Origin of the sequence: Dietzia sp. DQ11-44, assembly GCF_014145205.1 — a bacterium.
Taxonomy (GTDB): Bacteria; Actinomycetota; Actinomycetes; order Mycobacteriales; family Mycobacteriaceae; genus Dietzia; species Dietzia natronolimnaea.
This window is the reverse complement of sequence record NZ_JAALEC010000145.1, coordinates 1-10,574: the sequence shown is the minus strand read 5'-3', so window position 1 is coordinate 10,574 and position 10,574 is coordinate 1. Positions and strand designations below refer to the sequence as shown.

The 10,574-nt window shown below is 71.0% G+C and carries 9 protein-coding genes and 3 pseudogenes; 5 read left to right on the top strand and 7 right to left on the bottom strand.

The genetic code is table 11. The annotated features are described in order from the left end of the window. From G6018_RS04580 to G6018_RS04565, 4 genes and pseudogenes are all read right to left on the bottom strand, one after another. A pseudogene (locus G6018_RS04580) lies at positions 1–233 on the bottom strand (hypothetical protein); the annotation flags it as partial. A gap of 34 nt (positions 234–267) precedes the next feature. Further along, positions 268–1,263 (bottom strand): LLM class flavin-dependent oxidoreductase, encoded by a 996-nt coding sequence (locus G6018_RS04575; protein ID WP_182638902.1) that lies wholly within the window; start codon positions 1,261–1,263, stop codon positions 268–270. Positions 1,264–1,276: 13 nt separating this feature from the next. After that, the gene (locus G6018_RS04570; protein WP_182638900.1) at positions 1,277–2,893 is read right to left on the bottom strand and encodes an AMP-binding protein; all 1,617 of its coding nucleotides are present in this window, start codon (positions 2,891–2,893) and stop codon (positions 1,277–1,279) included. 62 nt (positions 2,894–2,955) lie between these two features. After that, complete coding sequence (locus tag G6018_RS04565; protein WP_179524095.1) at positions 2,956–4,002, bottom strand: AraC family transcriptional regulator; 1,047 nt, start codon at positions 4,000–4,002, stop codon at positions 2,956–2,958. Positions 4,003–4,092: 90 nt separating this feature from the next. Here G6018_RS04565 and G6018_RS04560 point away from each other — a divergent pair, with 90 nt between their 5' ends. From G6018_RS04560 to G6018_RS04550, 4 genes and pseudogenes are all read left to right on the top strand, one after another. After that, positions 4,093–5,601, top strand: a complete 1,509-nt coding sequence (locus tag G6018_RS04560; protein WP_182638898.1) for an NAD(P)/FAD-dependent oxidoreductase — start codon at positions 4,093–4,095, stop codon at positions 5,599–5,601. After that, positions 5,598–6,122 (top strand): annotated as a pseudogene (locus G6018_RS04555) (SDR family NAD(P)-dependent oxidoreductase); the annotation flags it as partial. The gene G6018_RS04560 and the pseudogene G6018_RS04555, both read left to right, overlap by 4 nt. A gap of 79 nt (positions 6,123–6,201) precedes the next feature. Further along, positions 6,202–6,372 (top strand): hypothetical protein, encoded by a 171-nt coding sequence (locus G6018_RS17275; RefSeq protein WP_241731186.1) that lies wholly within the window; start codon positions 6,202–6,204, stop codon positions 6,370–6,372. Positions 6,373–6,517: 145 nt separating this feature from the next. Further along, entirely contained in the window at positions 6,518–7,576 is a 1,059-nt protein-coding gene (locus G6018_RS04550) for an NAD(P)-dependent alcohol dehydrogenase (protein WP_182610066.1), read from the top strand. 60 nt (positions 7,577–7,636) lie between these two features. Here the strand turns inward: G6018_RS04550 and G6018_RS04545 are convergent, their stop codons facing one another. After that, positions 7,637–7,945: a hypothetical protein gene (locus tag G6018_RS04545; protein ID WP_182638896.1), complete on the bottom strand. Its 309-nt coding sequence runs from the start codon at positions 7,943–7,945 to the stop codon at positions 7,637–7,639. 251 nt (positions 7,946–8,196) lie between these two features. Between G6018_RS04545 and G6018_RS04540 the strand changes: the two genes are divergently transcribed. After that, the gene (locus tag G6018_RS04540; protein WP_182638895.1) at positions 8,197–8,793 is read left to right on the top strand and encodes an HD domain-containing protein; all 597 of its coding nucleotides are present in this window, start codon (positions 8,197–8,199) and stop codon (positions 8,791–8,793) included. Positions 8,794–8,796: 3 nt separating this feature from the next. Here G6018_RS04540 and G6018_RS04535 read toward each other — a convergent pair whose 3' ends face one another. Both G6018_RS04535 and G6018_RS04530 read right to left on the bottom strand, forming a co-directional pair. Next, positions 8,797–9,432, bottom strand: a complete 636-nt coding sequence (locus G6018_RS04535; protein WP_017835462.1) for a hypothetical protein — start codon at positions 9,430–9,432, stop codon at positions 8,797–8,799. A 91-nt stretch (positions 9,433–9,523) separates the two neighbouring features. Continuing rightward, positions 9,524–10,574: pseudogene (locus G6018_RS04530) on the bottom strand (amidase family protein); the annotation flags it as partial.

Sequence of the window (10,574 nt, the reverse complement as noted above, 5' to 3'; positions counted from 1 at the left end):
GCCCCGCCCAGGGCCCGGGTCCGGGGCACGGCCAACAGTGCCGCCACGGCCATCTCAGCGACGCCGGACCCGTAGGTCCACGCCCGGGCGCTCCCCGGCAGCTCCGGCGGGATGAGCCCGTCGAAGGGTCGGGGCGCCACGAAGTGCAGCGCGCCCATCGCCCCCAGCGCGGCGGGCATGGACCAGTACCGGACGGCGTGTGCCGTGTCGTTGAGTGCCGTGTCGTTTCCCATTCGCCCGAGACTACGGACCCCGATCCCGGCGTTCTCACCGAACGTGCGGCAGCACTCGTTCCCCGAGCAGTCGCAACGACTCCCACGCGGCGTCGATCGGCATCCCGCCGCACATCGGGTGGCCCGCGATCAGGCCCAGTTCGCGAGACCGGACCCGCTCGACGAGCTGGTCCGGGGTGGCCACCAGGTACACCCCCTCGGCGCGCAGGTCCTCGACCGAGCGGGCGTCGGAGTGGACGAAGGAGTTGCGACCGGAGGCCGTCTGCCAGGCACGGTAGGCCTCCGCGTCGGCGAGGAGGTACCCGCCGTACCTCTCCCAGAACTCGTCGGGATCCTGCGCGCAGAATACCGCGGCGGGACCGGAGACCGGGGTCACCACGAGGCCGGGCTCATGCCCGTTCGCGCGACACTCGGCCCGGTACAACTCGGCGAGCTCCGGATCGTTGACCTGCGGTTGGTAATGCATGCCCAGGCGCCCGGCCCGACGGGCGGCCGCGCCTGCGCCGCCGAGGAAGATCAGCGGGTGCGGATCCGAGAATGGTCTCGGTGTCACGCGCGACCGAGGCGAACCGTCGACCGGATCGTCGCCGACCGGTTCCCCCGCCCACGCCGCGAGCATCGTCTCCAACTGCTGTTCCAGCCGTGCCCCACGCCTCTTCCAGTCCCGGGAGTGCATCGCGTATTCGACCGGTCGGTAGCCGAGCCCGAAGGTGAAGCTCACCCGCCCGGACGCCACGTGGTCGAGGACCGCGATGTCCTCGGCCAGCCGGACCGGATCGTACAGCGGCGCGAGCAGGGCCCACACCGCGATCTGGATCCGCTCGGTCACCGCGGCCACCGCCGCCGCAGCGATGAGCGGCGACGGGAGATAGTCGTCCTCGGAGCCGTGGTGCTCGGAGAGGTTGACGGCGTCCTGGCCCGACTCCTCCGCGTACCTGGCCATGGCGAGGGCCGCCCGGTAGCGGTCCCGGCGCTCGGCCGCGTCCGCGCCGGGCGCCCGGAAGTCGAAGCGGGTGACGACGTAGACCATCAGGCGCGGTCCATCAGACCGCGGTACCCGCGCGGGAGTCGGCGAGGACCGCATAGGACGTGCCTCGCTCCTCCCGCTCCCACCAGGTGTCGGCACCGCCGGCGGTGCCGCCGACCCCGTCCTCGACCAGGGCTCTCTTGAGGATCTTGTTGGTCGCCGTGGTGGGGAGCGCATCGGAGACCCGGACCCAGCGCGGCCACGCCTTGGGCGAGAGATCGGGCTGGGAGGCCAGGAACTCCTCGAACCCGGCGGGCTCGAGCTCGCTGTCGTGCCGGACCACCATGGCCGCGGCGAGCTGGTCGCCGACGCCGCGGGGGTCGGGCAGCCCGTACACCGCCACCCGGGAGACCGCGGGATGCCGGAGGACGATCTCCTCGACGATCCCGGCGGCCATGTTCTCCCCGTCGACCCGCAGCCAGTCCCCGCTGCGACCGGCCATGTACACGTTGCCGTCCGCGTCGCGGTAGGCCAGGTCGCCGGACCAGTACATCCCGTCCCGCATGCGATCGGACGTGGCCTGCTCGTTGTTGTAGTAGCCGGCGAAGAAGCCGGCTCCCTCGGTGTTGACCAGCTCGCCCACACACTCGTCGAGATTGGCCACCGCACCGGTGTCGTCGAAGATCGCGCGGGGACACTCGGTGACCGTCACCGGGTCGTACACCGCGACCCCCGGGAACGGTTCGCCGATGGACTCGAGCGGCGAGTTCTCGGTCCGGACGACGATGATCGCGAGTTCGGTGGAGCCGTAGGCGTCCCGCACGGTGCAGCCGAACCGCTCGGCGAACGCGGGGATGTCCTTGGCCGCGGCCTCGTTCCCGAAGGCCGCGCGCAGGGTGGTCTCCGCGTCGTCGGGGCGAGCCGGGGTGTCGAGGATGTACGCGAGCGGTTTCCCCACGTAGTTCATGTACGTGACCCCGTACCTGCGGATGTCGTCGCCGAAGCGGGTCGCACTGAAGCGTCGGGCGAGCACCATGGTGGCGCCCACGGCGATCGCGGGCGAGAAGCCACTCATGATGGCGTTGGAGTGGAACAGCGGCATGGACAGGTACAGCACGTCCTCGGAGGTCAGCTCGAAGGACGGAGCGAGCGCCTCGCCCGACATGGTGACCGTGAAGTTGCCGACCTGTACCGCTTTCGGGTCCCCGGACGTCCCCGAGGTGAAGATGAGCATGAACGGGTCGCCGGCATCGGCCACCGGGGGATCGGCCGGGGGCTCCGACGCGGCGACCGTGGCCGCCCACTCGTCGGAGTCCGTGTCGATGACACTGACATCGCCCAGGTCCAGCCCGTCGAGCAGGGGCGCGAGCTGGGAGTCGGTGAGCAGGACCTGACAGTCCGCCCGCCTGATGTCGCGGGCCAGCCCCTCACCGCGACGAGTCGCGTTGATACCCGCGATGACGACGCCGCCGAGAGCGCCCGCGGCGAGCGCGTAGAGCATCTCCGGGGTGTTCTCCAGGAGCGTGCCCACGTGCCGGGGTCGGGAGTCGTCGAGCATCGCGTCGAGTGCTCCGGCGCGACGGTCGGCGGCCGAGATGTACTCGCGCCAGGAGATGGTCAGGTCCTCGTAGCGGATCGCCGGGGAGTCGGAGTCGGCGTGACGGCGGAGTTGTTCGCGAACGGTGTCGACCATGGGGGTCCTCGGGGACGCAGGGGCGGTGTGATCTGGATCATAGCGAGTCCAGCTGACACTCGTCAGGAAAGTTCGATCGCGGGCCGACCCACGGCGCCCGGACCCCTCCTGTCGGCCCTGAACTGCCTGGCCGTGACCCCCCACCACCGGCGCGCGTACTGACTGAACGTCGTCACGTCGTCGAGGGCCAGGGCCGAGGCGATCTGGTAGAGGGGGATCTCGGTGGTGGCCAACAATCGGGCGGCCACATCGCGCCGCACCTCGTCCCGGATCCCGGAGAAGGACGTGCCCTCACCGGTGAGGTGCCGCTGCAGGGTCCGCGGCGAGACCGAGAGGAGTGCGGCGACGTCGCCGAGGGTCGAGGTCCCCGTGTCGAGGGACCGCAGGAGCAGGGTCCTGGTCCGCTCGGCGTACGTCTGGTCCCGTGCGGGACCGTGCTGTTCCAGATAGCTCAGAGCCAGCTCGTGGGCCATCAGGTCGCCGCCCGTGATCTCCCGGCCGAGGAGCGCGGCGGGGACGCGGAGCATCGCGGCCGACGCGAGTGGTCTCGCCGGGGCGGAGAACAGCTCCCGGTAGCGAGCGGGCACCGTGTTGAGCGGGTTCGGGAGCTCGACCGACAGCAGTCCGTACTCCCCCCCGAGGAGGGCGAGCATGGACCGGTGCAGGAAGAGCAGGACCATGTCGACCGCCTGGGGAGGCAGCGCGGCCGCGTCGTCCCGGTAACCGAACCGCACCCCCAGCACACCGGGGTCCGCCTCCGGATCCGGGACGACCGTGATCTCGAGCGACCGGGCGTGGAAGAACAGGTACTTGGAGGTCATCTCCAACGCCCGGGTGGTGGTCGGGGCGTGCCTGATGGCCGCGGCCACGGGGCCGAGCAGACCGAGGTCCTGACGCAACGCCACCCGCAGGCCGAAGTCGGGGCAGCGCAACTCGACGGCCGCCGTCTCGAGGAGGAAGCCGATCGCGAGATCCTGCACCAGGATCTCGTCGCTGTCGAGGGCGCCGCCCGGCAGCCCACTGCGCCGGGCCAGGTCGTCGGCGTCGCCACCCAGCGCATCGATCACCGCCCTGACGCCCCTCAGGCCTGCAGATCTGACGTATGCCACCTCAGAACTCTCCGCCACATGGCGCGATAGAGCAACCTCTTGGCGCGTTTCGGCAACTTGTTCGGCGGGATCGGGACTATCGTCCTCCGTATGACAGCCTCTGCTGACCGCCGCCCACCGGCCGGCGCACCCGAGAACCCGCTGGACCTCCTGATCGTCGGCGCCGGCATCTCCGGCATCGACCTGGCCCACCACGTCTCCACCACCTTCCCCCACTGGTCGTGGGAGGTCCACGACGCACAGGACGACCTGGGCGGCACCTGGAACACCTTCCGCTACCCGGGGATCCGGTCGGACTCGGACATGGCCACGTTCGGGTTCCCGTTCCGCCCCTGGCCGCACTCCTCGACCCTCGGGCAGGGTGAGGAGATCAAGGAGTACATCCGCGACACCGCCCGCGAGTGCGGAGTCCTCGACCGCCTGCATCTGGGGTCCTGGATACAGAACGCGGACTGGCAGAGCGAGAAGGGCCTGTGGAAGGTCACGAGCGTCCGGGCGGAGGACGGGAGCTCCACCGAGCGCACGGTGTGGGCCCGCCGCGTCCACTACGGGTCCGGCTACTACTCGCACTCCCAGGGCTTCCGACCCGACTTCCCGGGCGAGCAGGAGTTCGTCGGCGAGATCATCCACCCCCAGCTATGGCCCGAAGGCGTCGACTACGCGGGGCGGAAGTTCATCGTGATCGGTTCCGGAGCCACCGCCGTCACCCTCGTCCCGGCCCTGGAGAACCTCGGCGCCGACGTCACGATGCTCCAGCGGACCCCGAGCTACGTCGCCCCGCTCCCCGAGAAGGACATCATCAGCGCCGTGTGGCAACGCGTGCTGCCGGCACAACCGGCCTACCGCGCCGCCCGTTTCACCCACGGCGCTCGCGACATGGTCCAGTATCTCGTCGCTCAGCGGTTCCCCTGGGCCTTCACCCAGGGGCTGCGGCTCCTGCAACGCCGCTACATCTCCCGCGAGCAGATCGCCGAGCACTTCACCCCGTCGTACAAGCCCTGGGACCAGCGGGTGTGCAAAGCCCCCGACGGGGACATCTTCCGGGCGATGCAACGGGGCGCGCGCGTGGTGACCGGACACATCGACACGTTCACCGAACGCGGTATCCGCCTGGATTCGGGCGTGGAGCTCGAGGCGGACGTCATCGTCTCCGCCACCGGCCTGGAACTCGAGGCGTTCGGCGGCGGAACCCTGAGCATCGACGGCCGCGAGCTCGAGCCCGCCGACCTGACCACCTACCGCGGCATGATGCTCGCCGGCGTGCCCAACTTCAGCTTCACCGTGGGGTACGTCAACGCCTCCTGGACCCTGCGGGCGGACATGGTCTCCCGCTACATGGTCAAGCTGTGGCGCGCGGGCGAGAGGAACGGGGAGAAAATCTACGCCCCGATCCCGCCCGAGGTGAAGGGCGATCGCCCGCTCCTGGACCTCGACGCCGGGTATGTCCAGCGCGGCGTGCACCGCTTCCCGAGGCAGGGAACCGACCGTCCCTGGACATATGTACAGAACTACCTCGCCGAGATCCCCGAGCTGACCTTCGGTGACCAGCGTCGCGACATGGCGTTCGACGCGCAGATCCCGCAGGAGGCCGTCCGATGACCCGCCGCGTCTTCATCACCGGCGCCGCCTCGGGGCTGGGTCTGGCGCTCGCCCGCGAGTACCTGGCGGCCGGCGACGAGGTCATCCTGACCGACCTGCACGCCGAGGCCCCACCCGCCGTGACCGGCCTCTCCGGCCAGTGGAGCTACCGCAGGCTCGACGTGACCGACGACGACGACTGGGCCGCCGCCGCGCGTGCCGTGGACTCGCTGGACATCCTCATCAACAACGCCGGCATCGCGGTCGGCGGGCGGCTGGACGCCACGTCGATGGACTCGTGGCAGCGCATCGTCGACATCAACCTGCTCGGAGTGGTCCGCGGGTGCAAGACGCTGGTCCCGACGCTCGGACGAGGCGGCCGGGTGGTCATCACCGCCTCCGCCGCAGGTCTGGTGCACGCCCCCCACATGGGCGCCTACAACGCGACCAAGGCCGCGGCGGTCGCTCTGGCGGAGACCCTCGACGCCGAGCTTCGCCCCCGCGGCATCAGCGCGTCCGTCATATGCCCCCTGTTCTTCCGGTCCGGACTCGCCGATTCCCTCTCCGGCGACGACCCGAAGGCCGACGAGGCGGCGCGCATGCTCCTCTCCAAGACCCCCCTTGACCTCGGAGAAGGTCGCCGCGCGATCGGTGCGGGCCATCCAGGCCCGGCGGTTGGTCATCACTCCCGACGCGCTGAGCACCGCCACCTGGTACTCCAAGCGGTTCACCCGCGTCCCCTTCCTGGCCGGGACGCGTCTCATCGGCCGCGTGGTCGAACGACGGGGTTGACCGCCGTCACCCCCGGGGAGGCGGCTGCACCGCCCGTGGCCATCCGTGACCTCGTCGGACGAGCGGGGACGGCACGATCGCCTCTACTGTGGCGGCCACGGGATCAACAGCCAGTTCACGTTCCGCTCGACCCAAGGGAGATCACATGGACGTCGCCGCCGTCGCCGCCACCGCACCGGACGCACCTCTGGAGAAGACCACCATCCGGCGCCGGGACACCGGGCCGGCCGATGTGCTCATCGAGATCGAGTACGCCGGCATCTGTCATTCCGACATCCACCACGTGCGCGGCGAGTGGGGTCAGACCGCCTACCCCGTGGCGCCCGGACACGAGATCGTCGGCATCGTCCAGGAGGTCGGTTCCGAGGTCACCCGGTACACGGTCGGCGATCGCGTCGGCGTCGGGTGCCTGGTGGGAGCCTGCCACGAGTGCTCGTCCTGTACCGCGGGCCAGGAGCAGGAATGCGAGCGCGGGGCTGTGGCGACCTACGGCTCACCGCTGCCCGAGGACCATCCGGAGGGGCCCGTCACCCAGGGCGGGTACTCGACCCACATCGTAGTCGAGGAGCCCATGGTGGTGTCCGTTCCGGACGGACTCGACCCGGCCGCGGCGGCGCCGCTGCTGTGCGCGGGGATCACCATGTTCTCGCCGCTGCGGCAGTGGAACGTCGGCCCGGGCACCAAGGTCGCCGTGCTCGGCATGGGCGGGCTCGGGCACGTCGGTGTCAAGCTCGCGGTGGCGATGGGCGCCGAGGTGACGGTCCTGTCTCAGACCACCTCCAAGCGGGACGACTCGCTGCGGTACGGCGCCGTCGAGCACTACGCGACCGCCGGCGACGAGGGCAAGGCCACGCTCCGGGAACTGCGCGGCACCTTCGACGTCATCCTCAACACGGTGTCCGCGAACCTGCCGCTGGACCGGTTCCTCGCCACGCTCAAGCCGCGCGGGGCGCTGGTCAACATCGGGATCCCGACCGAGCCGATGTCGGTGCGGGCCGGGTCGGTCGCCGCCGGGCGCAAGATCCTGACCGGGTCCATGATCGGCGGTATCCCCGAGACCCAGGAGATGCTCGACTTCTGCGCCGAGCACGGGATCACCGCCGAGATCGAGCTCATCTCGGCGGACAAGATCAACGAGGCCTATGACCGCGTGGTCCGGTCGGACGTGCACTACCGGTTCGTCATCGACGCCAAGACGTTCTGACCCACGGCAGCCCGACCCACCGGGCGGGGACTCGCCGGGGCGGGGACTCACGGGCCTGACTCACCGCGGGGCGACCTGCGCGAGCAGGTCCGCGAAGTCCTCGTCCCGCGCCTCCAGGAACCGGTGCGCCTGCTCGGCGAAGTCCGCCAGCCCGGTCAGGCGCCCCGAACTCCGGGTCGCGTACACCGCCGCCGCGCCACACGCCCGGTCCAGGGCTGAGGCGATCGCCGACCCCCCGGGCAGCGCGGCCGCCACGCCCGCCGCGACGTGCGGGAACGTCACCTCCGCGACTCGCTCACCGGACTCGCGGAACACCGCGACGGCGGCCCCGATCCTGTCCGCATCGGCTCTGATCGTCCCGTCGGGCATCTGCTCACCTCGTCGTCGTCGTGATCTCGTCCTCGCATCGCGGTCATGAGGTACGACGTCCCCACCCCGCCGGTCGGTTCCAGCGGACCCGGTACAGGCCGGTACCCACCCGACCTGTCGTACCCGTGGTGTCTACTCGGGGTGTGGGAGAACAGCGCTCCCCGGCCGCCGGACCACCGGTCGCCGGCGCCCGTCCCACGACCCGGTGGCGTCGCCCGGCACCGGGACCCCTCCCACAGAGGAGAGCATCCATGTCCCTCACCTGGACACCCACCATCGACCGCGCGCTCGCGGTCGCGGCCCGCTGCCACGCCGGCCAGACCCGCAAGGACGACCCGACGCCCTACATCGCGCACCCCGTGGCGGTGGCGATGATCGTGTCCGACTTCACCGACGACCCGGACGTGGCGGTCGCCGCGCTGCTCCACGACGTTCTCGAGGACGTCCCGCCGTCGGTCTACTCGGCCGATGACATGATCGCCGAGTTCGGCGACCGGGTCACCGAGCTCGTCCGCGGCGTCTCGGAGGAGAAGACCGCGGGTGAGGTGACCCCGCCGTGGCGGGTGCGCAAGGAGGGGTACCTCGCCGCGCTCGCGGAGGACTCGGAGGAATGCCTGCTCATCTCGGCGGCGGACAAGATCCACAATCTGCGCTCGATGGTCGCCGCCCACGAACGACTGGGTGACGACATGTGGGGGCTCTTCAACGCCAGGCCGCAGGAGAAGCTGTGGTTCTACCGGTCGATCGCGGATGCGGTCACCCGACGGCTCGGTGACTGCGCGGCCTCGCGTGAGCTCCGCCGGGCGGTGGACGACGTCGCGGCACTGGCGCCGGTGAGCGGCGGCTGAAGGTCACACCGCCGGGAACTCGGCCTTGATCCGCAGCAGGGTCTTGGCCTGGGTCCGCCCCTCGAGGCCGAGAACCAGGCCGGCGGACTTGAGGCGCCGGGCGAGGTCGGAGTCCGCGGCGAACTCGGACTCCGACTCGATCGTGATCTCCACCCGGCGTCCGCCGTTGAGCAGCACCGACTGCTTGGCGGCGTCCAGGCCGGGGATGTTGGTCCACCGGATCGGCCCGGGGTCTCGAGGGGAGGCCCCCGAGCCCGAGAAGGAATAGTCGAAGTCCGTGCTCTGGGTGCGGGTCACCTTGCCCCACCCGGCCATCGGTCCCACCCCCACCCGGGCGGCGACGGCGTTGCGGCGGGCGCTGTAGGTGGCGCACTCGATCTCGCAGGCCCCCAGGGTGTTCATCACCCTCAGCGCCTCCTCGAACCGCTGCCGCAGGCTCCACGCGTCGTACTGGCCGAACGGCACCAACAGCGGGCGGCCCTCGATCGGCGCCTGCACGTAGACCACCCGGGGGACGACCTCGCCCTCCACCACGTCATACCCCGACCGCACCTGCATCGGACGTTGGATGACGTCGGTGAGCAGACCGCGCTTGTCGGTGACGGGTGCGGTCTCGTAGAAGGACACGAGCTGACTCACTGGCGCTCACCTCACTGTTCGAGGTCGCGGCGGGTGCGGACCTGACGCCCAGAGTATCCGGCGCCGCACGATCGGCCCGCCCGTGCCCGGCTCACCCGAGGGGCCACTCCCCGAGTTCGGTGAGGTCGTCGGCCTCCGCGGTGACGGCCGTGGGCTCGCAACCGAAGCCGACCATCTCCGTGCCGTCCTCGAGCGTCACCCGGCCGAGCTGCATCGGCCTGGGGAGCTGGTCGAGGAAGCTGCCGAGCGCCGCCGGGGAGACCGTCCACCTCTCGCCGAGCAACGCGGCGCCGTCCGGGTGACGCAGGACCCCCGGCTTGGGCGGTTCGGTGTCGAGGCGGTACATCCGGTAGTCGGTGCTGGACCGGACCGGCCCACGCCAGGCGGCGCCGCGTGAGGTGAGCTGGTGTTCGAGCGGGCCCCCACGCCGGTGTGCGCCGAACACCACAAGGTCGACGGTCGGAGCGCCCGCGCGCAGCGGCCACGGCACGAGTGGTTCCTTCTCGGAGTCGCGTTCCCCGGCCAGCACGGCGGCGATGTCGGCCACCGGTCCGTCGTGGAACGGCCGCCCCACCACGGTCACGCCGAACTCCGCGGTCCCTCGGCCCCCCTCGTCGATCTCGCTGGTCGGCACCGCCACGGCGCACATGTCGAAGAGGTTGCAGAAGTTCGTGTACGTCCCCATCCGGCTGTTGAGGGCGATCGGGTCGGCCTCCACCTCGGCGATCGTCGGGTGGAACGGCGCGGTGGGCACGAGCAACGCGGTCGCGCCCAGCCGGTCGAGTTCGGCGAGCGCCTCGCGCCGTAGTGCCTCGACCTTCCGTCGGTCGCGCAACAGGTCCACCGCCGCGATGTCTCGGGCGGGGGCGATGATGTCGCGGACGGTCGGATCGAGGCCCGCGTCCGGGTCCCGAACCGAGTCCAGGAAGTCGCCGACGGCCTCGTACCGTTCGGCCACCAGTGCGCCGTCGTAGAGCAGCCGGGCTGCGGCGAGGAACGGGGCGAGGTCGATCTCCACGATCCGGTACCCGCGCCCGCGGGCCCGGTCGACGGCGGCGCCGAACGCCTCGGCCCAGCCCGGGGCCATCGCCACCAGCTCACGCGGGACGGCCAGGGCCGCACCCTGCCCCGCCTCCAGAGGA